A 26,657-nucleotide genomic window follows, 5' to 3' on the forward strand; every position below is an offset into this window, starting at 1 on the left:
CATGAGCGTCACGGTCGTGGTCGTCGATGACCAGTCTGTCGTCCGCGAGGGGCTGGTCCTGCTGCTCGGGCTCCTGCCTGGGATCGAGGTGGTCGGTTCGGCAGGGGACGGCGAGGCTGCACTCCGCCTGGTCGCGGAGCGGCGGCCCGATGTGGCGCTGATGGACCTCCGGATGCCGCGCATGGACGGCGTCGAGGCCACCCGGCGCATCCGCGCCAAGCACCCGGACACGCAGGTCGTGGTGCTCACCACGTATTCGGACGACGAGTCGGTGTTCGCCGCGCTCAGGGCGGGGGCACGCGGCTTCCTCACCAAGAGCGCGGACTCGGACGAGATCGCCAAGGCCATCGCCGCCGTCGTCAGCGGTAACGCCCAGCTAGACCCCTCCGTCCAGCGCCGCCTCCTCGACACCATGACGGCATCCGACGCCGGCCGACCCCGGGGTGAGCAACCGGGGCGGCCCGATCCCGCGCCCCCTGGCGGCGGCCGGGCCTGGGATGAGCAGCCTGCCCCCGACCCGCGCAAACAGTCCAACCCCGACCCACGCGACCAGCCTGACCGCGATCCGCGCGAGCAAACTGACCGGGCCGGTCCGACGGCCCTCGGCGAGGGTGCCGCCTCCACCGGCCGGGGCGTGCTCGGCGACGATCTCTCTGTTGCCCAGACCGCTCCCCGGAAGCAGCAAGAGCCGCTCCTGGGCAGTCCGGATGCGACAACCGAACGGCGTACTCCCGGCAGCGGAGACGCCGCGACAAGCACTGGCGGCGAAGCACTCGCCGGCGCGCGTGACGGTCTGACGCCACGCGAGGTCGAAGTGCTGCGACTCATCGCCGACGGCCTGTCGAACACCGAGATCGCCACCCGGCTCTTCATCAGTGAGGCCACCGTCAAGACCCACATCAACAACCTCTTCGCCAAGGCCCGCCTGAGAGACCGCGCGCAGGCCGTCACATACGCCTACCGCCACGGTCTCGTCCGCCCGAACCCGTGACCTCCACATGGTTGAGCTGGGACTCTTCATCGAAGCCCGCCAGCTGTAAGACCGTCTCCAGGGCGGCCTGGCGGGTCTCCTCGACCGAATCGCCACGTTCGCCGAAACAGTCGGCGGCCACGTCCAGCACGGCCACCACCACGGCCGCGTCTGGGTAAGGCACGTCAACCAGGACAGTCCCGTCACCCGCCTCCTCGGCCGGAACCGCGTGGAGTCTCAGCAACCGCCGCATCTCTTCCGCCACGGCGACCCCCAGCACAGCAGCACGCTCGAATTGCTCAGCGGCAAGCATGTCACCCTCCTATCGCACAGGTGTTCGGACAAGAAGGTAGCGGGCGCCACCGACAGAAACCTCGGCGTGGACGGGGATCCAGGACTGCGCGTCCCGCGCGACCGAACCTTGAGTGTGGGCCATCGGAACGGGATGGACAGACGCCGGAGAGCACGGGTAACGGCCTCGGGCGAGGATCAGAGGAAGATCGTCGGCAGTCACTGGCGGTCGCGGCGGCCCCCCACCCCGTTACCGAACATGAACGCGAACCGACGGATAGCTTAAGGATCTTCGCCACCTGTTCCCCATATTGATCACGCCTCTTACGATCACGCCGCAACGATGATCAAACCTCTCCCCAGAGGCGCGCGAATCGGAGATCGAAGAGTGGCTTTAGACCGCACCCGCGTCCGTCGGACGACCCCGGCAGACCGGGCCATCGCGGCCGTGCTGTCCGTCGCACTGGCCGTAACCGTCGCGGACATCCCCACGGCGTACGCAGACACCCCCTCACCCCAACCCACACAGGCGGCCACCCCGCCCGACCCCTCCACCGCTCCGGCCGGGCCCAGCGCGCCCGACGAGAGCTCGGCCAAGCTCACCGCCCGCCTCACCGGCAGGCGGGTCGAGATCGAATCGGCACGTACCGAGGCCTCATCCACCTATGCCAACCCTGACGGCTCCCTCACCGAGGAGATGTTCGCCGGGCCGGTCAGGGTGCGCGACGGCGCCGGGTGGAAGCCCGTCGATCTCGGGCTCACGGCGGCCGCCGACGGCACGGTGACCCCCAAGTCGCACGGCAGGGCGCTGCGCATCGGCGGGCGCGCGAGCGGCGCCAAGCAGGCCGGGGCCGCCGGGACCGACCTGATCAGCGTGGCCGCCGGGGACTCCCGCGTGACCCTGCGCTGGCCGGGCGCGCTCCCGTCACCGCAGGTGTCGGGCCAGAGTGTCACCTACCCCGGCGTGCTGCCCGGCGCCGACCTGACCGTCACCGCGACCAGGACGGGCGCCGAGCAGTTCCTGCTGCTCAAGCAGCGACCTGCCGCCCCGCTGTCCTATCGGCTCAAGGTGGACGCCCCCGGGCTCACGGTCCGCCAGGCCAAGGACGGCGGCGCCGAACTGGTGGGCAAGGGCGGCAAGGTCGCCGCGACCGTGCCTGCGCCCGTGATGTGGGACGCGCGGGTGGACCGGTCCTCCGGCGAGCACACGCATCGCGCGCCGGTGAAGATGGCGGTGTCGGGCAAGGACCTCGTGTTCACGCCCGACCCCGCCTTCCTGAACGACCCCGCCACCGTCTACCCGGTCACCGTCGACCCGTCGGTCAACGTGGGCGAGGTGTTCGACACGTTCGTGCAGCAGGGCTACAACACCGACAATTCCGCCTCCACCGAACTCAAGCTCGGCAACAACGGCAGCGGGCAGATCGCCAAGTCGTTCATCACCTGGAACACCTCCGGCCTGGCCGGGCGGAAGATCCTTTCCGCCACGCTCAACCTGTGGGAATTCCACTCCTGGTCATGCACGGCCAAGAACTGGGAGGTGTGGAGCGCCGACCAGGCCTCCACCTCCAGCCGCTACCCGGGCCCCACCATGGCGGCCAAGTACGCCACCTCCAGCCAGACCAAGGGCTACGGCTCCGCCTGCGCCGCAGGCTGGGTCAACGCCAACGTCACGTCGCTGGCCCAGTACTGGGCGGACAAGGGCTGGGCCAAGTCCGGCATGGGGCTGCGCGCCTCGGACGAGTCCGACCCGTACGGATGGAAGCGGTTCAACTCCGGCAACGCGACCTCGCACACGCCGTACATCTCGGTGACCTACAACGGCAACCCGAGCACCCCGCTGTCCGTCTGGACCAGCCCGAACAGCGAGGTGAACAGCACCTTCTACACCAACTCGGTGACGCCGCGGCTGTTCGCCCACGTCGGCGACGCTGACGGCGGCAACGTGCGCGCCAAGTTCGAGGTGTACGACGGCAGCACGGCGGTCATCACCGGCCTGTACGGCGCCTACGTGGCCTCCGGCGGATTCTCGGATGCCGCGGTGCCGGCCGGCAAGCTGACCAACGGCCGCACCTACACGCTCAAGGGCTGGGGCAACGACGGCTCGCTGGACTCCCCGCAGCCCCAGTCCCGGCAGTTCACCGTCGACACCGTACGGCCGCCCACGCCCAAGCTGACCAGCGGCTCCCACCCGGACTCCGGATGGCACGGCGACGCCGGTGAGGCGGCCTCGTTCACCGCCACGCCGGCCGACTCCGACGTCGCCAAGATCGCCTACCGGCTCGACGACGGTGACACGGCCACGGCGGCCACGACCGGCGCGGCAGTCACGTTCACGGTGACCCCGCAGGTCGCGGGGCCGCACACGCTGACGACGTACGCGCTTGACCGGGCGGGCAACGCCTCGGAGGCGGTGACGTACCGCTTCAACGTCGGGGCGGGCGCGCTGACCGCACCGGCCGACGGCACGCGTACGGCCCGCCGCGCCGAACTGGCGGCGACCGGGCGCGGCGAGTACGACCGGGTGACCTTCCAGTGGCGGCGCGCGCAGACCGACGCCTGGGCGGACATCCCCGCCGCGCAGGTGCTCGGCGCCGACGGCAAGCCGCTGACGGGCTGGCCGGTCACGGCGAAGGTCGCCGACGGCACCGCGACGGTTTCGGGGCTGACCTGGAACCTGGTCGACCAGCTCGGCGGCGACGGCGCCGTCCAGGTCCGCGCCGTGTTCGCCAATGTCTCGGGCTCGGCGAGCACGCCGGCCGCCGACGTGGTCGCGGACCGGCAGGCATCGGGGGCCGACACGCAGAACGTGGGGCCGGGCAGCGTCAATCTGCTGACCGGCGACTTCCGGATGGAGGAGAGCGAGGCCGAGCTGTTCGGCCTGGCGCTGTCGAGGACGATCTCCTCGCGCGACCCCAAGGCCGGCGCCAAGATCGCCTCCCAAGCGTCTCCGTTCGGCCCCGAATGGTCGGCCGGCGGCGTCTCGGACGTCGCCGACTCCGAGTACGCGGCGCTGCGCGAGACCTCCGCCAGCTCCGTCGAGATCACGCTGGTGGACGGGACGCCCATCCAGTTCACCAAGACCGGCAGCGGCTGGAAGCCGGAGGAGGGCGCTGAGGACCTGGCGCTGACCGGCTCCTACACGCTCAAGGACGCCGACGGCGTGGTCACCACGTTCACCAAGCCCGCGGGCGCGACGTCGTACCTACCGGCCACGACGACCCCGCCCGGCGCGAACAACATCACCCGCTACGTCTACGAGGCCGCGAGCGGCGCCCAGCGGCTCAAGGCGGTCATCGCGCCCACCAGCGCGGTATCCGACCCGGGCGCGGACTGCGCGCTGCCCTCGCCCAAGTCCGGCTGCCGGGTGCTGGAGCTCGTCTACGCCACGCAGACCGGCGGCGGCGACTACGCGGGCCGAGTCAAGCAGGTGCTGTTCCACGACTCCGGCACTCCCGTAGCCGTCGCGCAGTACGCCTACGACAGCGCCGGCCGCCTGGCCCAGTCGTGGGACCCGCGCATCGCACCGGCGCTCAAGACGGCCTACGGCTACGACACCGGCGGCCACCTCACCTCGCTCACTCAGCCGGGACGGCTCCCGTGGACGTTCGTCTACGACGCCGACGGCAGGCTGACCAGCGCGGTCAGGCAGGCGCTCAAGCCGGGCACGGCCGACCAGGCGGAGGGAGAGAACCGCACCTCCATCGTCTACAACGTGCCGCTGGACAAGGCCGCCGGTGGACCGGCCGACCTGCGGCCGCAGCACACCGCGGCCTGGGGGCAGCACGACAACCCCACCGACGCCACCGCCGTCTTCCCCGGCGACCAGATCCCCGACGGCCGCTCCTGGACCAGGGCCACCGTCACCTACCTCGACGCCAACGGGCGGCAGGTCGACCAGCTCACGCCGGGCGGTCACCTGTCGGCCACCGAGCACGACAAGTTCGGCAACGAAGTGCGCGAGCTGTCAGAGGGCAACCGCGAGCTGGCGCTCGGCACCTCGCCGCGCCTGGCCGAGCTCGGCATCTCCGGGCTGCCCACGGCCGAACGGGCCGAGCTGCTGTCCAAGCGTTCGACGTACAACGACGACGGCACCCGTGAGCTGGAGACCCTCGGTCCGCTGCACGTCGTGTCGGTGGGCGGCGAGGACGCCGCGGCCAGGGAGCACACCGTCAGCACCTACGACCAGGGGCGTCCCGGCGACGCGCCCACCAAGGACCTGGTGACCAGGACCGAGGTGAGCGCACGCCTGCTCAGCGGCGAGGACCGGGACACGCGGGCGACCGCCACCGAGTACGACTGGGCGCTCGGCAAGCCGCTCAAGACCGTCAAGGACCCCGGCGGGCTGAACCTGGTGACCGCCACGTCGTACGACGACGAGGGCAACCCCGTCAAGAACGTGCTGCCCAAGGGCAACGACGCGGCCACCACGATCACCACGTACTACACCGCCTCCGGCAGCGCGCCGTGCGGCGGCAAGCCCACGTGGGCGGGACTGGTGTGCCGGACGGCGCCCGCCGGGAAGATCACCGGAGGCGGTGACAACCCCGACGAACTGCCCACCGCCATCACCACCTACGACCGCTACGGAAACCCGCTGACGGTCTCCGAGACCGCCAACGGCGTCACCCGCGTCACCAACACCGCCTACGACCAGGCAGGACGTCAGATCCGCCAGTGGATCACCGGCGGCGTGGGCGAGGCGCTGGGCGCCGTGGCCACGGTGTACGCGCCCGACTCCGGCGAGGTGGCCGAGCAGCAGCGTCTGGACGCCGCGGGCAATGTCACCGAGCGGATCGTCCTGGCCTACGACCGGCTCGGCCGGCGGATCTCCTACGCCGACGCCGACGCCGGGGTGACCAGGACCGAGTACGACCTGCTCGACCGGACCACCAAGGTGACCGACTCCGCTCCGTCCACCGTCACCTACGGCTACGACAACGCGACCGAGCCGCGTGGGCTGGCAGTGACATTGACGGACTCGGTGGCGGGCACGTTCACCGCCCGGTACGACGCCGACGGCGAGTTCGCCTCCGGCGACCTGCCCGGGGGTCTGCACGTGAGCGTGACCGACGACGAGACCGGCACCGATGTCTCGCGCGTCTACACCAAGGACGGGCTGGACCAGCCCGTGCTGAGCGAGCAGGTCACCGAGTCGGTGCACGGCCAGTGGGCCGCGGACGCGCGCGGCGACGCCGGGTACGAGCGGGCCTACGGCTACGACAAGGCCGGCCGCCTGACCTCGGCCATGGAGTCGGCGGGCGGCGTGTGCGCGCTGCGCCGCTACGCCTTCGACGACAACTCCAACCGGACCCGCCTGGCCACCCAGTCTCAGGCGGACACGTGCCCGGAGGCCGACGACGCCAAGGCGACGATCACCTCCTACGCCTACGACTCCGGCGACCGGCTGGTGGGTGACGGCTACCGCTACGACGCGCTCGGCCGTACGACCGCGCTGCCGGGCGGGACGACGTTCGACTACCACGTCAACGACCTGGCCCGCCGGCAGACCGCAGGCGGCCAGACGATGACCTGGGCGCTGGACCCGGCCGACCGGTTCAGGTCCACCGCCGGCGCGGCGGGCACCGTCGTGAACCACTACGGCTCCGACGGCGACTCGCCACGCTGGACCACCGAGTCCGGCGGCCAGGTGCTCAGGAACGTCTCCGGCTTCGACGGCGACCTGGCGGCCATCACCGGCGCGAACGGCGACATCCGCCTGCAGCTGACCACACTGCACGGCGACGTCGGCACCGAGTACACGCTCGGCACCGCGACCGCCACCGTCGTGGACGCCGACGAGTACGGGGTGGCGCGCGGCCCGGCCCGCAGGTATGGCTGGCTGGGCGGCAAGCAGCGCGCCGCCGACACCCTGGACGGCACCATGCTCATGGGCGTCCGGCTCTACAACCCGTCGCTGGGCCGGTTCCTGCAGCTCGACCCGGTGCCGGGCGGCAGCGCCAACGCTTACGAGTACTGCTCGGGCGACCCGGTCAACTGCACCGACCTGGACGGCAAGTGGGGCTGCGGCTGGTGCCGCAAGCTCCGCCGCAAGGCCAGGCACGTCTGGCGCCGGGCCAAGGTCCACTACCGGGCGTTCCGGTACGGCTGGAACACCCGCCGGGGCTTCGGCGGTTTCGTCCATCGGTGGGCGAGCAGCGGCCGGCGCTGGGTCAGCCGGGGGTCCTTCATCGTCGGGGTGGGCTTCGGCACCTATGGCTGTCTCCGCAAGCGCACCTTGAGGGGCTGCGCCAACGCGTACTGGCAGAACAGCGCGATCGGCGGCCTCTCCGGTGCGCTGTACGGCATCGGCCGAGGGAGCTGGCGGTGGCGCCACTGGTGGCGCCGCACACACCGGTGACACACATGAGTGAATGAGGCAAGGCCGCTGAAGATCTACGGAAGTGCCTTTCCAAGCCAGGAAAGGCACTTCCGTTACCGGTGTTCCCCCGGCGGATGGCGCCGGGCCCGGCCACGTTCGGCGGCCGCGACCCGCTCGCCGGTCTCACGCTCGAGGCGTTCGAGGTCGGAGCGGGGATCTTGCGCGTCGCTCGCGGGTCAGCCGTCGGTGACCCAGTCCATGTGTTCGATCCAATGGTCGAACAGCGCCCGATCGCCCTGCAGCTCCAGCGCAGAAGCCGCATTCGGCGAGCGACGCCTGCTGAGCACCAGCAGTAGTTCGGCGGCTGGGCCGCGTACCACGACGTCCGCCTCGGCGTGCGCGCGTTCCAGCACGATCATGTCCGCTTCCCGGCGTGCCACCCACTCCCCGGGTGCGTCGGTCGCGTGGAAATGCAGGGTCTGGCCGCTGCCGCGCATCGCGTCGGCGAAGCCCGGCTTGTTCTCCCAATAGCCGCGGGAGGTCATCGTGTCCAGCCAGTCCTCGGTGGCCGCGACGGCAAGCTCCGGCGCCAGCTCGTACCGCATGCCGAGCGCCGCGGCCGCGTCCGCGCGATGCACGCAAGCCTCGCCGAACAGCCGACGCGACCAGAACGGCACGCCGGCGGCGCCGCCGGACGGATCCCACACCGGCGTGTCATCGGCGACCGACGCGAACGCCCGCTTCGCCTCGGCCGCGCCGTCGCTCAGCCAGGCCCGCCACTGGCCCGGATCGGTCGGACCCGGAACGTAGCCGGCGAACGCCCTGCTCGGCTCGGTCATCCGCTCACCTACGAGCATTGCCACCATGCGCTGTGTCCCGCCGACATGGTTGACAAGATCGGCCAGCGTCCACTTCGGACATGTCGGCACCGAGGCCGCCGCATCCCTGCCGTCCACCCAATCGGCGAACATGCTCGTCTGTTCGACAACAGCCTTCAAATACGCGGACGTGTCCATCAGCACCTCCTGGACGCGGATCATGCGAACCGATTCTCACCTACGGACATGCGCGCGGCCAGGACACTGATCGGCCATCTTCCGGACATTGGCGGCAGTCAAGGCAGTGGCCGTGCGCGGTTCGCCGAAACAGTCGGCGGCCACATCGAGCACGGCCACCACCACGGCCGCATCGGGATACGGCAATCATGTCACCCTCCTGTCGCACAGGTGTTCGGACAAGAAGGTAGCGGGCGCCACCGACAGAATCCCCGGCGTACACGGGGATCCAGGGCTGCGGACCGGCCGGAGCGTGTTGGAAGGCAAGTGGCTACATTCGAACGGTGCCCGAATCGATGGTGATCGTCCGCGACCTCAGGGTTGAGCTCGGCGGCAACGAAGTCCTGAACGGAATGTCTCTGACGGTGGCCTCCGGCGAGATCGTGGCCATAGTGGGGCCGAACGGGGCGGGGAAGTCCACCCTGCTGCGCTGCCTGGCCGGGCTGCAGGCTGTCACCGGTGGTGAAGTGGAGGTGTTCGGGGCGCCGCCCGCCGACGACGCCGCGTTCTGGCGGCGAGTGGTGCTGATGGGTGACGAGCCCGCGTGGTACCCGGGGCTCACCGGGCGCGAGCACCTGGAGCTCGTACGGACTGTGCACGCCCGACCCCGCATGACCGTGGACACCGCGCTCGACCTGTTCGAACTGCGAGAACGCGCCGACGCCCCACCGCTGAACCTGTCCACGGGGCAGCGTCAACGGCTCTCCCTCGCCGCGTCGCTGCTCAGGCCGAGCCGCTTGCTGCTGCTCGACGAACCCGAGCGCGGGCTGGACGCGGGCTTTCGCGAGCGGCTGGCGGGGCTCCTGACCGAGTACGCGGCCGAGGGCGGGACCGTGGTCATGGCCACGCACGATCCTGGACTGGCGAAACGGGCGCGCCAGATCTCACCGACCGCCGCCGGGGTCACGGCATGAGCACTCTCACGGCTACCCGCAACAGGATGGTGCACCAGTGAGCCCGCGACTGAAGCGCGGTACAACGGCGACGCCCACCGCCACCCCTGCGACCGGCGGCCCCGGTGAACCGTCCGCCCGGTCCGTGCGCGCGTTCGTCAAATCCCGTACCCGGGGCCCGTCCACCCTTCTGGACCGCTATGTGGCCATGTTCGGGTTGGCCATAGTGGCCGCGGTCGTCGGAAAGCCCGTCTCCTCCGCCATCGCGGGCATGGCCGGGCAAGCAGAGGCCGCGCACGTAGGCGCCGGGATGGCGCTCATCGTGCTCGCCTTCGCGGGCGTGGTCGCCGCCGCCCGCGCCGGCGGTCCGATGCTGGTGTCCGCCGCCGACGCCGCGTGGCTGCTCCTGTCTCCGCTGGACCGGCGCGGCGTACTGGGCCGTACGGCACGCGTCCTACTGCTCGTCGCGATCGTGGCGGGCATGGCGCTCGGGTTGGGGTTGCTGGCCGTGCTAGGCGCCCCGGACCAGCTGATCTGGCGACTGGCCGGTGCGATGGTGCTGGGCGTGTCGGCGAGCGTGGGCGCGATGGCGATGGCAGTGCTCGCCCAGATGTCGCAGACATGGAACGCCTGGCTGAGCGCGGCACTGGTCGTACTTCTGGCGATGGCCGTCTTGGCGGCGAGCGGGACGGTGCGGAGCGTTCTCGTCGCCGTGGCCGGGGCACCGCTGAGCGCTGTGTCCTCCGTCGCCGTCGGCTCCGCGACGGCCGCCACCCTCCTCGTACGGCGGGCATGGACCACGCTCGACCGGATACCCTCCAGGACCATCCTCGCCACATCCACCCGGGCCGGACACGTGGCCACGGCGGCCGTGGCGGTGGATCCCGGCGCGCTGACCTGGATCGCCGAGGACAACCACTGGCGGGCCAGGAAGCTGCGCTCGAGGGCGTGGCCGTCCCTCCCGGCGCCGTTCGCGCTGGCCTGGCAGGACTGGCGTCGCGCCGGACGCCGCCCCGGACGGCTGGCCGTAGTGTTCGCCGCCACGGCGCTGCCGGCCGTACTCGCGCAGGCGGGAAACGCCGGGGCGGCGGAGGTGAGCGTACTGGCCGGAGCGCTCTGGGTGGCCGCGGCGAACACGTCCGGCACGCGCAGGGACGGCGACAACCCGAGCCTGATGAGGCTGATGGGCATCGGCCCGCGTGCGGCGATGGCCGCACGGGCGCTGCTCCCCGCTCTTCTGTGCGGCGCCTGGACGGCGGCGGCGCTGACGGGTCTGACCATGGTGGGCGGGCTGCCCGCTGGGGCGTGGTGGTGGCTGTTCGGGCCGCTGATCTCACCGGCCGTGGCGGCGGCGGGGCTGCGGATGGCTCGGCGGAGACCGGTCGACCATTCGATGCCGGTCATCGACACCCCCGGAGGTGCGATCCCGACGGGCCCGCTCATTTGGGCATTGACGGGCCCCGACCTTGCGTTGATCGGCTGCCTGCCCTTGATCGCGGCGCTGACGACCCGGCCCGCCGGCCTGGCGGAGTTCCTTGGGGCGCAGGCGGTACTGGGGGTGGTCGTGCTCGCGGGCTATCTGGCACGGGTGCGCCCAGATCAAGAGCTACGCGGAGGCGATCGTCAGCGATCCACAGTTCCGCGATGCCCGCGTTTCCTGGGTTTTCTGGGTCGTATCCACCGAGATGGCGGAGATCGTCAGACGTGATGCCGGCGCGCCGAACCGTCCACCTGGCGGCATCGCCGAGTGGGAGGGAGGGGTTCGTATCTGGGCCCGTACGTGGAGCGAAATCATCGATGATTGCGAGGGTCGGCTCCATTTCTACCGGGACCGGCTGAACCATGACCCGGCCACAGAACACGCCGTGGAATACCTTCGGCGAGTGCATGGGAAGGTCGCGCCCGAAGCGGTCGTGGTGGGCTGCGCCCGACGGGTGACGGCTGAATGTCGGTGAGGTCCGATATGAATCGGCCATGGGCACATGGGATGTGGGACCGTTCGACAACGACTCGGCTGCCGACTGGTGCGGTGATCTGCACGACGCAGCCCCGAAACGGCGTCCGGCTCTGATCCGCAAGGCGCTCAAAGGCGCTGCGGGTCGCGCGAAATATCTGGACAGCGATGAGGCAGTAGAGGCGATCGCGGCAGCGGCCATCGTCGCCTCTCAACGCGGCGGCGCGCCGATCACCTCGCCTTATGCGCCGGATTTCCTGCTGGAAGGCGGCAGGGTGGAGGTCGATGACGAACTCGTGGCGCTGGCCGTGCGGGCGCTGGACCGGGTGATGGGCGCAGACTCGGAGTGGCTGGAACTCTGGGAGGAGAGCGGCTCCGCTCCGGAGGCCGTGGCCGTCATTGAAGGCATTCGCGGTGCTCTGGGGAGCATGTGAGCGACCTCTGAATGCCTTCCGCATGTGACAGTCGCCTGCCGCTCTGCGATGTCGGCGGCATCTTACCTGTGGTCGCGGAGGAAGGCGGAGATGTCGGCTCGGGTCGGGTAGTTCCGCAGGGGCGACGGCTCGCCCTGGAGGAACGCGGTGATGACGGCGGCGGCTCGCTCGTTGTTGTCGTCGAGGCCGTTCCACATACGGTGTCCGACGCCGGGCATGTACTGGGTTCGCTCGATTGCGGGGTCGGCGGCGAGGATGGCGGTCTGCCATTGGCGTATCTGTGAGGAGCATTCGGCGATCATCAGCATCGCGGGGGTGCGGGAGCGTTTCAGCTCTGGGGCGATGGAGGGTGAGTCCCTGATCGTCTGCTGGATGCGGAGGCTCGCGGCGGCGTTGAAGGAGAAGTTCTCCGCGGTGTCCTCGGTAGGAATGCGGCCGGCGTCCCGCGCGCAGTAGGCGGAGGCGGTGTCGCTGCCGAGATCGGCGGCCTTGAAGGCATTGACGCCTTCGGCCTGCGTGATCAGGCCGGTGTCGGGCGGGAGGAGCCCGAGTTGGATGAGGCCGAGCGCGACGGCGTAGCGGGGGACGCCAGTTGCCCGCGCTCCGGTCGGGGCCGGCGCGAGGCCGCGCGCGGACGGTCGTCCCTGTTGCCCGCTGATCAGCGCGGTGGGACCGTCCATGGGGCCGGGCTCGGCGATGATCGCCCGGTGCACGCGGGCGGCGGTGGCCGGGGTGGCCAAGGCCCGGGTGAGCACGATCGCGCCTGCGGAGAATCCGAGGACGTCGACCGGACCCTTGTCCAGGCGATCGATGAAGGCGGCAAGGTCACGTTCGGACCTGGAGATCGTGTACTGATCCATGGACAGCAGGTCGCTCCGCCCGCCGCCGGGGTGCTCGTAGGCGTACACGTCGTAGCCCTGTCCGGCCAGGAGCCGCAGGAATCGGTGGTCGAGCACGGAGATGGAGCGGACGGGCCCGCCGTGGAGATACACGAGCGGTGTGGGGCGGCGAGAGGCGCCGGCGGCGGGGGGATAGTGGTAGACCGCGACCCGGCTTCCCGTGCTCAAGCTCCAGTGTCTCGTCGCGACGAATGGCAGGTCGGGCGGATACTGCCGGGTCGTGGGGACGGTGGGGACGCAGATTGACGCCGTGAGCGCCGCGGCGACGATCACCGGCGTGATAGGCCACAGCCGGCCCCGCCAAGGACGGCCGCGGCCTCGCCACAGGGCGGCGATGATTCCGCCGCCGAGGGCCGTCAGCCAGGCGGCGAGCCCGGAGCGCGCGCCGTCCGTCAGAACGATCAGGGCGAGGAACAGCCCGGCCAGCCCCACGACGGCGAGCAGGGCCAGAATCAGGCGACCGACGAGGCGGAGAGGAACGGGGAGAGCCATAGTTTTTCCAAACGCTGTTTCAGAACAATGTTTGGATACGCTATCAGCTCCGCTAGGCTGGTCGTCGTGGGAAGGCCGAGAACCAACGACGACACCGTGAAGGACCGCCTCATCGAGACGGCGACCGAGATGTTCGCAACCCGCCCAAAGGAGTCGATCACCATCCGCGCCCTGGCCGCCGCCGCCGGGACCGCGACCGCCGCGGTCTACTCGCTGTTCGACGGCAAGGACGGGCTGATCGCGGAAGTACGCGACAGGGCTGTCGCCGGGCTGTCCCAAGAACTGTCGGCGGTACCGGCCTCCGATGACCCCCTTGCCGACCTTCATGCGCTCGCGGTCGCGTACCGGCATTGGGGGCGTGAGCACCGCCACCTCTACACGGTGTTGTTCGGCGGCGTGCAGAGCTTCGACCCGTCCGGCGACGTGGGTGCCGCAGATCCCATCAAGCCACTCATCGAGGCGATAGACCGCGCTCGGTCGGCCTCCGTACTCTCTGGCGACGCGACCTCCATCGCGCTCTCACTCTGGGTGGCCCTGCATGGCCTGGTGACTCTCGAACTGGCCGGGGCCTTCGACACCGCCACGGCCGAGACCACGTTCCGCTCGACGATCCCCGCCGCGCTGCGTGGCTGGGCGGCTTGACTCCGCAGCGTCGGCCTACGCAGCGCTCTCGGCCTTCCCTCGCCTGACGGAGCTACGCGGCCGTGGCCCGGCGGGGACCGGCTCATGGCGCTCGGGCTGGGGTTGCCGGCCGTGGTCGGCGCCACGGATCAGCTGGTCTGGCGGCTGGCCGGCGCGATAGTGCTGGGCGTGTCGGCGAGCGTGAAGGCGCGTGGTTCCACGAACTGCCGACTACCGCTTGAGGGTGACAGCGGACGGGTGAACGTGCTGGTAGCGGCAACAAGCGTGACACCATGTGCGACGCTAAATGCATGCACCTTTCTGGCCGCGAGCGCGCCCCGCAGCACGGTCACGCGTTCGTGCGGCGGCTCTGGTGGTCTCGCCACCCAGGCACGCCCGCGGACCACGCGGACGTAGCCGAGCTGGATGAGGGGCGGCACGTGTGGCGGGTTGCGTGGTGGGGCGAGAGTTGGGGCGTATGGCCCGGCCGGAAGCCGGACGTCACAACAATGCCCGCCTACAGCACTGAGGACATCCCCCAGGCCAAACCTGAGGTTGCGGCCCATTGAGCGTTTGAGGTGGTGCCGCCGCTCGGCCGTACGGTGATCGAGTGCCCGCCGTGGGGAGTGGTGAGCGGCAGCCGGCCCGCCCTCAGGTGATCGGTTCGGGGTGGTCGCACTCGGAGGATCTCGCATCGGCGATCACGTCGCCGTCAGGGAGTACCCGGTTCGAGCAGTGCGGGGCCGCCCAGTCGGCATCACCCGGCGGCGCTCAGCCGCGCACCCATCGGATGGGCCACCACCGCCAGTCGGCATGTACGCCGAGCTGATGACCTACGTTTCGGACAACCCGTGCTCTTCTACACCTGAGCTGCTACAGCCCTTTCATGTCCTACGCCCCCAGGCCAGCTACCCCGAGCGCGTGCCCGACGGCCGCCTCGTTGAACGCCCGGATCGCCGTCGTCTCCGCCGACTTCACCCAAGCCAGGCCGAGGATCGAGGCAGGCAACCCCGTGACGGGGACGAAGCTGATGTCCGGGCGCCTGTGGTGCGCCGCCGTGGGGGTGCAGAACAGCATGCCGCCCCGGTTGAGTGCCACCTGGGTCAGGCCCTCCTGGCTGGTGGCCACCGTACCGGCCAGGGGAATGGGACGGCCGGAAGGGGTTGCGGACGGTGTGACGCGCTCGCGCCACGTGCGCGGAGCCGGGCCGTTCAGGCCGATCAGAGGCAGGTCGGCCAGTTCCTCCGCGCCGATGCTCGCACGGGCGGCCAACGGGTGGCGCGAGGAGACGCCGAGCTGGTACGAGACCCGGTTCAGCCCTTCACCCGTCGCCAGATCGGGCTCGTCCACCGGGAGCAGCGTGAACACGATGTCCACTTGCCCGGCCCGCAACTTGCCGAAGGGGTCGGAGAGCGGGATCTCCACCAGCTCCGCCTCGCACTCCGGGTAGCGGCGCTCGAAGGCGCGCACGCTGCCGGTGACGACGTCCGTGGGCGTGGCCAGGAAACCGACCCTGATCACGCCGGTCACCTCGCGGGCGGCCGCCTTGGCCCGGCTGACCGCGTTCGCCAGGCCGTCGTAGGAGGGGCGCAGGTCGGCCAGGAAACTCTCGCCCAGGGGCGTGAGGCGTACGCGCCTGCTGGTCCGGTGGAAGAGCCGGCCGCCGACCCTGGTCTCCAGCGAGCGCATGAGCTGACTCACCCGGCCAGGTGACAGGTAGAGGCGCTCGGCCGTACGCGCGAAGTGCAGCTCCTCACTGAGCACGACGAAGCATTCCAGCTCCCTGAACTCCATCCCCATCTCCATCTGATCGCTTAGCCCTCCTAAACCAAGCCTTCGACCTTCGCCATTGTTCCCGCTGGTGGCCGGCAGAAAGCTGGTTGGCATGACCATGACTGATGTTTCCGCCGCCACCCGGGCGCGCTGGCTCGCCGTGTTCTCGGTCGCGGTGGGCACCTTCACCATCGTGACCAGCGAGATGTTGCCCGTTGGCCTGCTGACCTCGATCGCCGCCACCCTCGGCGTCTCCGACGGGACGGCCGGGCTGATGATGTCGGCGCCCGGACTGGTCGCCGCCGTCTCCGCGCCCGTGCTGGCGATCACCACCCGACGGCTCGACCGGCGCGCCATGCTGCTGGGGCTGATGGCGCTGCTGGCGGTGGCCAACCTTGCGGGCGCGTTCGCGCCGAACTACCCCGTCATGTTGGCCGCCCGGGTGCTGACCGGGGTGAGCATCGGCGGGTTCTGGGCCTTCGCGGCCGGACTCGGCCCGCGACTGGTGCCCGAAGGGGCCGTCGGGCGGGCCACGTCGATCATCTTGGCCGGGGTGTCGGTGGCGTCGGTGGTGGGGGTGCCCGTGGCGACGTTCATCTCGTCGTTCGCGGGGTGGCGGGCCGCGTTCATCGCCATGGGGGTGCTGGCCCTGGCCCTCCTCATGCTGCTGGCCGCCTGCCTGCCGCCTCTACCCGGCGAACCCCGAGCCCGCGCGTCCGAGTCGTTGCCCCACGAAGCCCCGGCCCGCGCGTCCGAGTCGTTGCCTCACGAAGCCCCGGCCCGCGCGTCGGAGGGACGGCTCGCGTGGCTGTCCGGCCCGCTCAAGGTCGTCCTCGTCCTGACCGTCTTGATCGTGTCCGGCCACTTCGCGGCTTACACCTACGTCCGGCCGTTCCTCGAGCAGGTCTCGCACGCCGGTCCCGCCCTCGTCAGCACCGCCCTCCTCATGTACGGGGCCGCAGGCGTGGCCGGCAACTTCGCGGCAGGCGCATGGGCGGCCAGGAACCCCAAGCCGGTCCTGGTCACGCTGGCCGTGCTCATGGCACTCTCCACAGCGGCGCTGCCCCTGATCGGCCTGCCCCTGATCATGCTCGTGGTGTGGGGCCTGGGCTACGGCGGCGTGGGGGTAACCCTGCAGCTCTGGATCATGCGGTCGGGCGGCGGCGAAATGGGCACGGCGCTCTTCGTCGGCGCCTTCAACGTCTCCATCGCGCTCGGCTCGTTCGCCGGCGGCCAGGTCGTGGACAGCGTGTCGATCTCCGCCGTGATGTGGGTGGGAGCGGCGCTCGCCGTGGTCAGTGCGGCCACCGTCGGCATCTCGGGCATCTCGGGCATCTCGGGCAGGAGTAGGACGATCGCTTCATGAAAGGAGCACGCCTGATCGGGGTTCCGCAGCGGGAGTAGAGCAGTGGGCATCAGATGGCCAACCACCGAATCGGGTAAGGGGTGGGCTGAACAGGACGCCCGGAGCGGAGCGAAGGCTTTTTGCGGCAGAGTCCGACGGGGTAAGATCGGTTAGCAATTGGAATCAATTGGTAGGCGATGAGAGATGGACGTCGCACGTACGCAGGCCGCGCTCCGGCTGATCGCCCGTGGGTTCGAGGAGCTCGCCGCCGCCCTGGGCGAGGAGGAGGCCGGGGAGGACGAGCGGACCGCCCGAGTCATCGAGGAGTGGGGCCGGCGAGGGCTGACGCAGAAGGAGGCGTCGGTGCTGTTCCAGCGGCACGGGTTCGCCCCGCAGACGACCGGCGGGTGGGCCAGGGGCGACTGGATCGAGATCGGCGACGACGGCCTGCGCTATCTCACCGCCAAATCGCACACCTGGCTGGAGGAACGGGCATGACCTTTTCCGTGCGCATCGCCGTACGCGGCTATGAGCTCGACACGCAGGGCCACGTCAACAGCGCCGTCTACCACCAGTACGGCGACCACGCCCGCTGGGAGTGCCTGCGCGCGGCGGGCATCTCGGTCGACGACATGCTGAGCTCGGGCGTCGGCCCAGTGACGCTGGAGAACACCATCCGCTACCTCGGCGAGCTGCGCGGCGGTGACGAGGTGGAGGTGACGTGCGCGTTCGTGTGGGGCGAGGGGAAGACGTTCAGGATCGCGCAGGAGTTCAGGCATGCCGACGGGCGGGTGGCGGCCGAGATGACCAGCGTGGGCGGGCTGCTCGATCTGGAAGCCCGCCGCCTGCTGGACGACCCGGCGGCCCGCTGGCGTTCCCTGGCCGACGCACCGGACGTACTCGGCCTCTGAGACCACCGGCACACCCACCGGACATGCTCGGCCGCCAAGACCACTCATCTCGCGCGTCCCACAAGCAGAGCGCTCCACATGGCATTTGCCGCATGAAAGGACCAGCGATCACTCTCGTGGACGACGGTCTTCCCGGCCCGGAGAGCTGTGCAGCGGATGAACCGCAACCCACCGAGCGCGATCAGTTCGTAAAAGATCTCCGTGCAGTCGCAGGTCCACCGCAGGACCCGACCGGGCGGCTCGCCCTCGCGCGGGACGTGCCATGCCAACTCCTCGTAGTGCGGCTGCACAGCCAATACGTGTGGCGCCGAGCAGTGAGGGGGAAACCGCCAGTGGCCGAACACCCAGCTCACCTCTTCACCTCGGGCTCTCCGCGCGCGACCTCGGTCGTCACGCCTTCCCCGGCACAGGAAGGCACGGCCTGACCCGTGAACGTCTCCGCCCAGACCGCGCGCTGCCCCGCGCCCAACAGGCGCACGCCCCACTTGAGTGAGACCTGCTCGACCAGCCACAGACCCCGCCCGTGACAGTCGTCACCGTCGGACGCGCGTGCTCGTGGAATCGTGTCCGCCCCGTCATCGGTCACCTCAACGCGAACGATCTCGGCATCAACGGCGACGGCCTCCACCATCACCACCCCGCCATGCAGCCCCGAAGCGGTGTGGGTCAGGGCGTTGCCAACCAGCTCGCTCACGATCAACCGCACATCGTCCACGACCCGATACCCTGCGGCCGCCAGCATCGCCCCGACACAGTGACGAGCTACCGCCACCGACTGCGCCACCCCCGGCAACACGACTTCACCAAGAAATCGCTCGTTCACCGCGCCACCTCCCAGACCCGCGTAGCCGCATCCACCTCGTACGCACCCACCCAGCCACCGACCCCGACCATGACCCCACATGAAGATCCACTGCTCGCCCCCCAAAGCGACCCTCACGCCCAGAGGACCCCGCGCCATGCGTAAGGCGATGAACGACTCACCTTTCGGCGGCCACTGCACCGCCAGCGCCACTCCGAGCTGAGACAGATCCCACGCCGATCGCATTAAGTGAACGAACTGTTCCTCTTCGTGATCGAAGTACGGCATGACGAACCCCCTCTCCGTGCCGAACGACCGCAGATCCCACGCCAGCCGCACGTGTTGCACGTACAGCTGCTCCGAGCTGAGGGCGGATCCCGCATTGGTCGCGCCCGTTGAGAACTGGTCGCGCTCTCGGACTTGTGTCGCATTGAGTCCAACCCCCTCAGGGATTGGCGATCCTTGCAGGCTCCGCGCCGATACCATCGTGCCGTTGGCATGTTGGTTCTGGCAAGATGCCAATCGGAAAGATTCCGAGTTGCTTAGGTCCACCCAGTGCGGGAATCTCGACAGGTTCGAGGTGTGCACTCAGAGTGTCGAGGTGAGTACGGTATGACTACTGGGAGCAGCCCCACCGTGAGGCGCCGACGCCTTGCAAGCGAGCTTCGCCGACTTCGTAAAGAGTCCGGCATGACTGCCGATGCGGTCGCTGAGCGACTTGAATACGATCAGTCATGGGTAAGTCGCATCGAGTCGGGGCGACGGGGAATCCGCGTCAACGATCTCCGCGCGCTTCTTGACGTGTACGAGATTCACGGGTCCGCCCGCGAGGAACTCCTCTTGCTGGCACGGCAAGCCCGCCAGCGAGGCTGGTGGCACTCCTACGGCGACGTCATCCCAGAGTGGTTCCAAGTCTTCGTTGGCTTGGAGGCCGAGGCGTCAGAACTGCGGAGCTACGAGCCGGAGTTGGTACCCGGCTTGCTCCAAACCCCCAATTACTACCGCGCCTACCTCAGCATCGCTCCCATGTCGGAAAGCGCAGAGGAGATCGACCGCAAGATCGAGTTCCGTCAAGCCCGGCATGATCGGGTCACGGGAAATGATCCGTTGCGGCTGTGGGTGATCATGAACGAGGCTGTCATCCGTCGCCCGATCGGCAGCCGCGAAACCATGAAAGAGCAGCTTGGCCACTTGATCGAGATGTCGCACAAGGCCAATGTCACGCTCCAGGTCCTTCCCTTCTCCGCTGGACCACACCCCGCAATGGACGGCGGCTTCGTGGTCATAGGATTTCCGGAGGCACCAGATCCCGATGTGATCTACCTGGAGAGCCAGGTTGGCAGCCTTTATCTGGAAGAACCACCCGCCGTAGACCGGTATAACCTGGTCTTTAACCACCTGCGAGCCAAGGCGCTCGACCCAGATCAAACCCGCACCCTACTCGCATCGGTGTTGAAGGAAGTGTGATGATCACTAACCAGGATGGTGCAGAGATGGGGATGAAGGCTGAGCTTTCGCGCGCGTCATGGCGCAAGAGCAGCCACAGCAACAACGGCGGCAACTGCGTGGAAATAGCCATCGTCTCGTCGGATAAAGGGCCGAAGACGGGCAGTCGCTTGTTCGCGGTCCGAGACTCCAAGGACCCGAACGGTCCTGCGCTGATCTTCACCCCAAGCGAGTGGGACGCCTTCGTGTCGGGAGTCAAAGACGGCGAGTTCGACGAAACCGTCTAAAACTGGAAGCACCTCCCAGCAGAGCGCTCCTCACCGGGATACGTCGGCCCGCCGACGTGATGCTCGATCAAACCGCCGGCGGGGGGTTCCACTCTGGAATGATCTGGTCCGTGCCGAGATGAAGCGCCATAGGCGGCTGAGGCTAGCCTGATCGTCCCGCTTGGCTCACCCCGCACGAGGCAGGCGGAAGATCAGGCTAGGCAGCGCGCGATGAGCGCCGCAGGGTGCTGATCACCCTGACCCAACACCGTGCTTGCCGGCAAAGGATGCACCCCTTCCGAGGGGGCATATAACCCGGACAGGCGGCTGTATAGCCCTGATAGGACCAGTGCCGCCCCACCAAGTAAGAAGACCCTGACGTGACCAGCGAGCGCCACAAACCGAACGGACAACGTGCGTTCCTGCGTCGCCTTCTCAACGAGAGCGCGACCCGGCTCGGTGTAGCCCCAACTGGTGACGTGGTGTTCGGCTGGCGCGACCGCACTATCGGATCGGCCGCCACCTCCGGGGGTGGCCGGTTCTGGCTCCGCGCCACCGCTGAACACGAGGACTGGGCGCAGGGCGAACCGTGGACGGGCAACCGCGACGCGGCAGAGATTCGAGGCATACCGAAGCCGGATGTTGTCGCGCGTGTGGAGTGGGATGAACCGCCTGTCGGCATGTACGCCGAACTGATGACCTACGTTTCGGACAGCCCGTGCTCTCCTACACCTGAGCTGCTACAGCCCTTCGCCGCTGCTGATACCTGGTGGCTGGATCTCCGCGCGGCGCTCGACAAGCTTGCCACGCATAGCACCGACCGGGGGGAACACGATCCGGATGCCGTTGTGCGGGAGCTAGAGGACCTGTACGCGCGACGCTTGAACCTGCCAAGTCCTGCTTTGCGCACGGAGCACATGGACCTGCACTGGGCCAACCTGACCAGTCCACGCCTGTGGATCTTGGATTGGGAGTACTGGGGAACCGCTCCTGCCGGGTACGGCGCGGCCCTGCTCTACCATCACACCCTCCTCGCGCCCCAGACAGCTGAGAAGGTGCATGAAGTGTTCGCGGACCTGCTCGATACTCCCAGCGGCCACGTTGCCTTGCTCAGCGCCGCTGCTCACATTCTCGGACGTGCCCATCGCGTGGATGACTACGCTGAGCTGCAACATCCCGTCCGGGTGCACGCTCATCGGCTTCTCGATGAGGCGGAAACACTGTAGAGCTGCTATTGACCCGGTTTGGGGGCTGGGGTGTCGCGGGAGTATGTGAGGTCGGGGACGGCAGGACCAACGGAATGCCGTAGGCACCCTGGAGGGGCGACCGTGAGGGAGTTCGGCCAGCGCTGACATGGGCAAGACCCGATGTTGGCGTTGCGCATGCGGCAGGAGCACGGGCAGGTGTCGGCGAGCATGGTGGCCAGTTCCATGAAGCGCATCACCATGTGCGGCATCTGAAGGTCAAGGTGGACCTCCCTCACATCGTCGATCCGCGCTCGCGATCACGTCGAGGGTGAACTCGCCCACCAGGCGAGGCAGTCTGCGTGAATCGGTCGGGGACGCATCGACGCTGACCGGCGCCGGCAGTCCGAGACGACGTGCCAGCGCCAGACGGATCAACGGATGCCAGCGCGCCTCGAAGGTGTCCAGCGCGTACTGCGCCGCAGCCTCCTTCGAGATCACCTCGCCTGTCACGATCGTGTGGTGTAGCCGGGGAGGAGCCAGCACCCTGGATATCGCCACCCGATGAGCCGGCTGCAGCGGTTTGCGCGGGGGTTTCCCCGACAACGCTTTACCGGCCCACGTGGCAAAGTGGCCGTGCAACTGCTGCAGATTCCACTCGCGCAGCTTGCTCGGCTCCGGGTCGAGGCCCAGTTCGTTCGGAGCTGGCCCCCGCACCGTGACGCCTCTTTCCAGCAGCACCTTCCACACCACCGGATTCACCTCGAATCCTCGCCCCCGTTTGAAAGACGGCCCACTGTGGGACGCAATCGGACGGATTTGCGTGACCGGCTTACCCAGATCGCTCACCGCGACGAAGACGCCATTCACCGTGCCTGGGATGGACGGCCGAGCCCGAACCAGGGCCTGCCAGGCCGCTGGCACGTTGCCCACCTTGTGTAGGAGCGCAAGCCGACGCATATCCCGTTCGCCGAGGTCACCATCCACTGCGGCGACGAAATCGATATCGCTGCGTCCCACCCGCCAGGCGCCCAGTGCGATCGAGCCGACCACGTAGAAACCACAGATCCGCCCCGGCACCACCTGGTCGGCCACGGACAGATAACGGGAAACCGCACGCGCCACATCCCCTGGAAGCATGGGACAAAAGCTTCCACAACCGGCGCCACGCCGTGACCTGATCAACTCAAGCAGCGTCACCCCAGAACTGACTGTTGAATAACCATCGCGATGCCGGGCCTCGACGATGTTGCCGCCAAGGTCAGTCCACTCCAATCAGCCAACCCGGCGAAGCGTTCTTGGGAAGGCAGTCCTCGCGCAGCGAGGTCCCTCAGGGGGCGGGCGTCAGCCCGCCTGGGAGGACGTCCGGAGCGAAGCGAAGGGCCGTTGTGGGCGGGTGGGCAGCAGACGGCCAACCACCGAATCGGGTAAGGGGTGGGCTGAAAGGGACGTCCGGAACGAAGCGAAGGGCCTTTAGAAGCGGTAATGGAGGACCACGTTGCCCCAGCGGGAAACGGCCGCGCTTTGGGCGCCCAGGCGGGTCCACCAGCGAAGGACCGGCGGAAACAGCGCGACCTCGGGCTCCCGGGTGCACAGGATCTCTTTGACCAGCTTCAGCTTGGGGTGCCAGCGTTCGGCGTCGCGGGGGTCGTCGAGGCCGGAGAACTTGGTGATGTCCCTGACGGCTCGGGTGGCGCCCATGGGAACGTGCCGCTGCGCCCAGACGTGGAATCTGCTGTAGCCGTTGAAGGCGATCTCCCCGCTGGGGAAGTGGTCGATGATGCGGCCCACCAAGGAGATCATGTCTTCCATGGAGAGGAACGCGATCACCCCGTCGGCGACGATCACCGCGGGCCGGTCGGTGGGCAGGGTGTCCAGCCACGCGGGGTCGGTCAGGTCGGCGGCGATGCCATGAGGGGTGGCGCGGGCGGGCAGCAGTTGCCGCCTGGCGGCCATGACCTCGGGGAAGTCGATGTCGTGCCAGTCGGCCGTGGGCGGTGGGGAAATGCGCAGCACCCGGCTGTCCAGGCCGGCTCCGAGGTCGAGGCCGACCCCGTCGGGGTGGCGGGCGAAGAACCGTTCGGCCACCTCGTCCAGCTTCTTGGCCCGGTGCGCGATGTTCATCGCGGCGCTCGGGATGAGGCCGAACTTCTTGTAGTCGTAGCCGGCCTCGCGCACGATCTCGTCGGCCATCTCGTCGCCGAGGATGGGGCGGGGCAGGCGGTTGTCGAGGGCCCGGCCGCACAGCGTCAGCCACAGGGTCTCCTGAAGCGGCGTGAGAGCCGGAAGGGTATTTGGGGGCATGGGTCGTCAGTCCTCTTCCCATCGGGTATCGATCGGTGCGTCTTCTGATCGGCTGTCGGCCGGACCGTCTTCCAAGGTGTCCGCCGGACCGTCTTCCAGGGTGTCGGTCGGCGCGGCTGCCCAGCGGGGGTCGGTCAGTGCGTCACCGGTCGCCTTGAGCAGGGAGTCGTCGGCGTACAAGCCGTGCGTGTAGACCTCGAGCGTCGGCAGCGCGAGCCGCCGCAGGGCCTCGGGGCCGAACGTCTCGTAGCCGAGGGCGCGCGCCAGTGACGGCGCCATGGTGAGCGTGGCGAGGCTGGTCAGCACGCTGAGTACGGCCAGCGCCCGCACGTCGGACGACGGGCGCATGGAACCGTCGGCGATCCCCGCCCGCAGGGTCGCCTCCGTCTCCTCCACCATCGTGGTCACGAACGTGGCGCCGGCGGGCGAGTCGTCCTCGATGGCGCGGCCCATGTACCGCACATACAGGTGGTACTCCGCCGGGTCCGCCAGGTATTCGTGCGCCAGGTCGCGCAGGCCGGCTGGGTTGCTGGCGCGTCCCTTGCGGGCCAGCGTCCGCAGGACGTGCTCGTCGCAGACGGCGCGCAGTTTGTCCTTGCTGCCGAAGTGGTGGATGACCAGGCCGGCGCTGACCCCCGCCGTGGCGGCGACGGCCCGCAGGTTGGTCTTCTGGAAGCCGTCGTGGGCGAAGTGGGCGATGGCCGCGTTGCGGATCTTCGCTTGGGTGGTCAGATCAGACTGCGCTGAACACATGTTTAGTACTATAAACACGCGTTCAGTCCTGAGGCAAGCGGACATGAGAAAGCCCCGCACCCAACAAACGGGTGCGGGGCCTCCGAAGGGGCTACTTCTTGGCCTTGTCGGCGCTCGAGTCGGTCGACAGCGCCGCCACGAACGCCTCCTGCGGCACCTCGACCCGCCCGACCATCTTCATCCGCTTCTTGCCTTCCTTCTGCTTCTCCAGCAGCTTGCGCTTACGCGTGATGTCACCGCCGTAGCACTTGGCCAGGACGTCCTTGCGGATGGCGCGGATGTTCTCGCGGGCGATGACGCGGGCGCCGATGGCCGCCTGGATCGGCACCTCGAACTGCTGCCTGGGGATCAGCTCGCGCAGCTTCTTGGCCATGTCGACGCCATAGGCGTAGGCCTTGTCCTTGTGGACGATGGCGCTGAAGGCGTCGACGGCCTCGCCCTGGAGCAGGATGTCGACCTTGACCAGCTCCGACTCCTGCTCCCCGTCGGGCTCGTAGTCGAGCGAGGCGTAGCCCCGGGTGCGCGACTTGAGCTGGTCGAAGAAGTCGAAGATGATCTCGCCGAGCGGCAACGTGTAGCGGATCTCGACCCGGTCTTCCGACAGGTAGTCCATGCCGCGCAGCTGGCCGCGCCGCCCCTGGCAGATCTCCATGATCACGCCGATGAACTCGGCCGGGGCCAGGATGGTCGACTTGGTCACCGGCTCGAAGACCTGCGAGATCTTGCCGCCGGTGGGGAACTCCGAGGGGTTGGTGACGGTCAGCTCGGAGCCGTCCTCCATGACCACCCGGTAGACGACGTTGGGCGCGGTGGAGATCAGCGACAGGCCGAACTCGCGCTCCAGCCGTTCGCGGACGATCTCCATGTGGAGCAGGCCGAGGAAGCCGACGCGGAAGCCGAAGCCGAGCGCGGCCGAGGTCTCCGGCTCGTAGACCAGCGCGGCGTCGTTGAGCTGGAGCTTGTCGAGAGCCTCGCGCAGCTCGGGATATTGGTCGCCGTCGATGGGATAGAGGCCGGAGAACACCATCGGCTTGGGGTGCTCGTAGCCCGCCAGCATCTCGGTGGCGCCCTTGGCAGCCGAGGTGACGGTGTCACCGACGCGTGACTGGCGCACGTCCTTGACGCCGGTGATCAGGTAGCCCACCTCGCCTACGCCCAGGCCCAGGTCCGACACCTTGGGCTCGGGCGAGATGACGCCGATCTCCAGCGTCTCGTGGGTGGCTTGGGTCGACATCATCAGGATGCGCTCGCGCTTGCCCAGGTGGCCGTCGAAGACCCGGACATAGGTGACGACGCCCCGGTAGGTGTCGTAGACCGAGTCGAAGATCAGCGCGCGGGCCGCCTCGTCGGCCTCGCCCACTGGCGCGGGGATGGTCTGCACCACGTGGTCGAGCAGTTCGCGTACGCCCGCACCGGTCTTCCCCGAGACCCTGAGCACGTCGGACGGGTCGCAGCCGATCAGGCCCGCGAGCTCCTCGGCGAACTTCTCCGGCTGCGCGGCCGGCAGGTCGATCTTGTTGAGCACCGGGATGATGTGCAGGTCGGCGTTCATGGCCAGGTAGAGGTTGGCCAGCGTCTGCGCCTCGATGCCCTGGGCGGCGTCGACCAGCAGGACCGCACCCTCGCACGCCTGCAGCGACCGGGACACCTCATAGGTGAAGTCGACGTGGCCCGGCGTGTCGATCATGTTGAGGACGTGGCCGTCCCAGGGCAGCCGCACGGCCTGCGACTTGATCGTGATGCCGCGCTCCCGCTCGATGTCCATCCTGTCGAGGTATTGGGCGCGCATGGACCGGTCGTCGACCACGCCGGTGATCTGCAGCATCCGGTCGGCAAGGGTCGACTTGCCGTGGTCGATATGCGCGATGATGCAGAAGTTGCGGATCAACGCGGGGTCGGTCTGGCCAGGCTGAGTGCGCACCGAAGTCCGTTTCGACAGGGT

At 68.9% G+C, this 26,657-nt stretch carries 20 protein-coding genes and 2 pseudogenes; 12 read left to right on the forward strand and 10 right to left on the reverse strand.

Annotated elements, in window-relative coordinates:
- Position 1 precedes the first annotated feature (1 nt).
- Positions 2 to 991, forward strand: coding sequence for a response regulator (locus tag ACQP2T_RS45580; protein WP_433511074.1), 990 nt, complete (start codon positions 2 to 4; stop codon positions 989 to 991).
- Here the strand turns inward: ACQP2T_RS45580 and ACQP2T_RS45585 are convergent.
- Positions 948 to 1,283, reverse strand: coding sequence for a hypothetical protein (locus ACQP2T_RS45585; protein ID WP_433511075.1), 336 nt, complete (start codon positions 1,281 to 1,283; stop codon positions 948 to 950). The two genes, ACQP2T_RS45580 and ACQP2T_RS45585, sit on opposite strands and share 44 nt — an antisense overlap.
- Before the next feature lie 366 nt (positions 1,284 to 1,649).
- Between ACQP2T_RS45585 and ACQP2T_RS45590 the strand changes: the two genes are divergently transcribed.
- Positions 1,650 to 7,622: a DNRLRE domain-containing protein gene (locus ACQP2T_RS45590; protein ID WP_433511076.1), complete on the forward strand. Its 5,973-nt coding sequence runs from the start codon at positions 1,650 to 1,652 to the stop codon at positions 7,620 to 7,622.
- Between the two features lie 197 nt (positions 7,623 to 7,819).
- Here ACQP2T_RS45590 and ACQP2T_RS45595 read toward each other — a convergent pair whose 3' ends face one another.
- A complete protein-coding gene (locus ACQP2T_RS45595; RefSeq protein ID WP_433511077.1) occupies positions 7,820 to 8,623 on the reverse strand; it encodes a maleylpyruvate isomerase family mycothiol-dependent enzyme in 804 nt (267 codons plus the stop codon).
- Between the two features lie 299 nt (positions 8,624 to 8,922).
- Here ACQP2T_RS45595 and ccmA point away from each other — a divergent pair, with 299 nt between their 5' ends.
- The 3 genes from ccmA (at position 8,923) to ACQP2T_RS45610 (ending at position 11,919) form a co-directional block, all read left to right on the forward strand.
- Positions 8,923 to 9,552, forward strand: coding sequence for a heme ABC exporter ATP-binding protein CcmA (ccmA, locus tag ACQP2T_RS45600; RefSeq protein ID WP_433511078.1), 630 nt, complete (start codon positions 8,923 to 8,925; stop codon positions 9,550 to 9,552).
- A 37-nt stretch (positions 9,553 to 9,589) separates the two neighbouring features.
- The gene (locus ACQP2T_RS45605) at positions 9,590 to 11,239 is read left to right on the forward strand and encodes a DUF6297 family protein (RefSeq protein WP_433511079.1); all 1,650 of its coding nucleotides are present in this window, start codon (positions 9,590 to 9,592) and stop codon (positions 11,237 to 11,239) included.
- Between the two features lie 266 nt (positions 11,240 to 11,505).
- A complete protein-coding gene (locus tag ACQP2T_RS45610; protein WP_433511080.1) occupies positions 11,506 to 11,919 on the forward strand; it encodes a DUF4259 domain-containing protein in 414 nt (137 codons plus the stop codon).
- Between the two features lie 62 nt (positions 11,920 to 11,981).
- Here the strand turns inward: ACQP2T_RS45610 and ACQP2T_RS45615 are convergent, their stop codons facing one another.
- A complete protein-coding gene (locus tag ACQP2T_RS45615) occupies positions 11,982 to 13,310 on the reverse strand; it encodes an alpha/beta hydrolase (RefSeq protein WP_433511081.1) in 1,329 nt (442 codons plus the stop codon).
- 66 nt (positions 13,311 to 13,376) lie between these two features.
- Between ACQP2T_RS45615 and ACQP2T_RS45620 the strand changes: the two genes are divergently transcribed.
- Positions 13,377 to 13,952, forward strand: a complete 576-nt coding sequence (locus ACQP2T_RS45620; RefSeq protein WP_433511082.1) for a WHG domain-containing protein — start codon at positions 13,377 to 13,379, stop codon at positions 13,950 to 13,952.
- An 870-nt stretch (positions 13,953 to 14,822) separates the two neighbouring features.
- On the opposite strand, the gene ACQP2T_RS45625 is transcribed toward ACQP2T_RS45620, so the two are convergent.
- Positions 14,823 to 15,725 carry a LysR family transcriptional regulator gene (locus ACQP2T_RS45625; protein WP_433511083.1) on the reverse strand — a complete coding sequence of 301 codons (903 nt, stop codon included), beginning with the start codon at positions 15,723 to 15,725 and terminating at the stop codon, positions 14,823 to 14,825.
- Positions 15,726 to 15,909: 184 nt separating this feature from the next.
- Here ACQP2T_RS45625 and ACQP2T_RS45630 point away from each other — a divergent pair.
- Positions 15,910 to 16,827, forward strand: a pseudogene (locus ACQP2T_RS45630) (MFS transporter); the annotation flags it as partial.
- 172 nt (positions 16,828 to 16,999) lie between these two features.
- On the opposite strand, the pseudogene ACQP2T_RS45635 reads toward ACQP2T_RS45630, so the two are convergent.
- A pseudogene (locus ACQP2T_RS45635) lies at positions 17,000 to 17,104 on the reverse strand (bifunctional DNA-formamidopyrimidine glycosylase/DNA-(apurinic or apyrimidinic site) lyase); the annotation flags it as partial.
- Between the two features lie 149 nt (positions 17,105 to 17,253).
- Between ACQP2T_RS45635 and ACQP2T_RS45640 the strand changes: the two are divergent.
- Positions 17,254 to 17,547 (forward strand): hypothetical protein, encoded by a 294-nt coding sequence (locus ACQP2T_RS45640; protein WP_219527580.1) that lies wholly within the window; start codon positions 17,254 to 17,256, stop codon positions 17,545 to 17,547.
- Entirely contained in the window at positions 17,544 to 17,960 is a 417-nt protein-coding gene (locus ACQP2T_RS45645) for an acyl-CoA thioesterase (RefSeq protein WP_433511084.1), read from the forward strand. Before ACQP2T_RS45640 ends, ACQP2T_RS45645 begins: the two co-directional genes overlap by 4 nt.
- A 349-nt stretch (positions 17,961 to 18,309) precedes the next feature.
- Here the strand turns inward: ACQP2T_RS45645 and ACQP2T_RS45650 are convergent, their stop codons facing one another.
- The gene (locus ACQP2T_RS45650; RefSeq protein WP_433511085.1) at positions 18,310 to 18,783 is read right to left on the reverse strand and encodes an ATP-binding protein; all 474 of its coding nucleotides are present in this window, start codon (positions 18,781 to 18,783) and stop codon (positions 18,310 to 18,312) included.
- 669 nt (positions 18,784 to 19,452) lie between these two features.
- Between ACQP2T_RS45650 and ACQP2T_RS45655 the strand changes: the two genes are divergently transcribed.
- The 3 genes from ACQP2T_RS45655 (at position 19,453) to ACQP2T_RS45665 (ending at position 21,700) form a co-directional block, all read left to right on the forward strand.
- Positions 19,453 to 20,229: a helix-turn-helix domain-containing protein gene (locus ACQP2T_RS45655; RefSeq protein WP_433511086.1), complete on the forward strand. Its 777-nt coding sequence runs from the start codon at positions 19,453 to 19,455 to the stop codon at positions 20,227 to 20,229.
- On the forward strand, positions 20,229 to 20,495 hold the full coding sequence (locus ACQP2T_RS45660) for a DUF397 domain-containing protein (protein ID WP_433511087.1): 267 nt from the start codon (positions 20,229 to 20,231) through the stop codon (positions 20,493 to 20,495). The genes ACQP2T_RS45655 and ACQP2T_RS45660 overlap by 1 nt, the downstream gene beginning before the upstream one ends.
- Before the next feature lie 359 nt (positions 20,496 to 20,854).
- On the forward strand, positions 20,855 to 21,700 hold the full coding sequence (locus ACQP2T_RS45665; protein ID WP_433511088.1) for an aminoglycoside phosphotransferase: 846 nt from the start codon (positions 20,855 to 20,857) through the stop codon (positions 21,698 to 21,700).
- Positions 21,701 to 21,937: 237 nt separating this feature from the next.
- Here ACQP2T_RS45665 and ACQP2T_RS45670 read toward each other — a convergent pair whose 3' ends face one another.
- The 4 genes from ACQP2T_RS45670 to lepA all read right to left on the reverse strand — a co-directional run bounded on the left by ACQP2T_RS45670 (position 21,938) and on the right by lepA (position 26,636).
- A complete protein-coding gene (locus ACQP2T_RS45670) occupies positions 21,938 to 22,798 on the reverse strand; it encodes an aminoglycoside adenylyltransferase domain-containing protein (RefSeq protein ID WP_433511089.1) in 861 nt (286 codons plus the stop codon).
- A gap of 333 nt (positions 22,799 to 23,131) precedes the next feature.
- The gene (locus tag ACQP2T_RS45675) at positions 23,132 to 23,962 is read right to left on the reverse strand and encodes a class I SAM-dependent methyltransferase (RefSeq protein WP_433511090.1); all 831 of its coding nucleotides are present in this window, start codon (positions 23,960 to 23,962) and stop codon (positions 23,132 to 23,134) included.
- A 6-nt stretch (positions 23,963 to 23,968) separates the two neighbouring features.
- Positions 23,969 to 24,715 carry a TetR family transcriptional regulator gene (locus tag ACQP2T_RS45680; RefSeq protein WP_433511091.1) on the reverse strand — a complete coding sequence of 249 codons (747 nt, stop codon included), beginning with the start codon at positions 24,713 to 24,715 and terminating at the stop codon, positions 23,969 to 23,971.
- 91 nt (positions 24,716 to 24,806) lie between these two features.
- Positions 24,807 to 26,636, reverse strand: a complete 1,830-nt coding sequence (lepA, locus tag ACQP2T_RS45685; RefSeq protein ID WP_433511092.1) for a translation elongation factor 4 — start codon at positions 26,634 to 26,636, stop codon at positions 24,807 to 24,809.
- Positions 26,637 to 26,657 lie beyond the last annotated feature (21 nt).

Source organism: Nonomuraea sp. CA-143628 (genome assembly GCF_050942315.1).
In the GTDB taxonomy this organism is placed as follows: Bacteria; Actinomycetota; Actinomycetes; order Streptosporangiales; family Streptosporangiaceae; genus Nonomuraea.

What these genes read in the sequence shown, in the direction of transcription:
- ACQP2T_RS45675 (WP_433511090.1), bottom strand. Translation starts at nt 23,962, where the DNA reads ATGCCCCCAAATACCCTTCCGGCTCTCACGCCGCTTCAGGAGACCCTG.
- ACQP2T_RS45660 (WP_433511087.1), top strand. Translation starts at nt 20,229, where the DNA reads ATGATCACTAACCAGGATGGTGCAGAGATGGGGATGAAGGCTGAGCTT.
- ACQP2T_RS45640 (WP_219527580.1), top strand. Translation starts at nt 17,254, where the DNA reads ATGGACGTCGCACGTACGCAGGCCGCGCTCCGGCTGATCGCCCGTGGG.
- ACQP2T_RS45595 (WP_433511077.1), bottom strand. Translation starts at nt 8,623, where the DNA reads ATGATCCGCGTCCAGGAGGTGCTGATGGACACGTCCGCGTATTTGAAG.
- ACQP2T_RS45655 (WP_433511086.1), top strand. Translation starts at nt 19,453, where the DNA reads ATGACTGCCGATGCGGTCGCTGAGCGACTTGAATACGATCAGTCATGG.
- ACQP2T_RS45680 (WP_433511091.1), bottom strand. Translation starts at nt 24,715, where the DNA reads ATGTGTTCAGCGCAGTCTGATCTGACCACCCAAGCGAAGATCCGCAAC.
- ACQP2T_RS45645 (WP_433511084.1), top strand. Translation starts at nt 17,544, where the DNA reads ATGACCTTTTCCGTGCGCATCGCCGTACGCGGCTATGAGCTCGACACG.
- ACQP2T_RS45610 (WP_433511080.1), top strand. Translation starts at nt 11,506, where the DNA reads ATGGGCACATGGGATGTGGGACCGTTCGACAACGACTCGGCTGCCGAC.
- ACQP2T_RS45670 (WP_433511089.1), bottom strand. Translation starts at nt 22,798, where the DNA reads ATGCTTCCAGGGGATGTGGCGCGTGCGGTTTCCCGTTATCTGTCCGTG.
- ACQP2T_RS45580 (WP_433511074.1), top strand. Translation starts at nt 2, where the DNA reads ATGAGCGTCACGGTCGTGGTCGTCGATGACCAGTCTGTCGTCCGCGAG.
- ACQP2T_RS45625 (WP_433511083.1), bottom strand. Translation starts at nt 15,725, where the DNA reads ATGGAGTTCAGGGAGCTGGAATGCTTCGTCGTGCTCAGTGAGGAGCTG.
- ACQP2T_RS45585 (WP_433511075.1), bottom strand. Translation starts at nt 1,283, where the DNA reads ATGCTTGCCGCTGAGCAATTCGAGCGTGCTGCTGTGCTGGGGGTCGCC.
- ACQP2T_RS45615 (WP_433511081.1), bottom strand. Translation starts at nt 13,310, where the DNA reads ATGGCTCTCCCCGTTCCTCTCCGCCTCGTCGGTCGCCTGATTCTGGCC.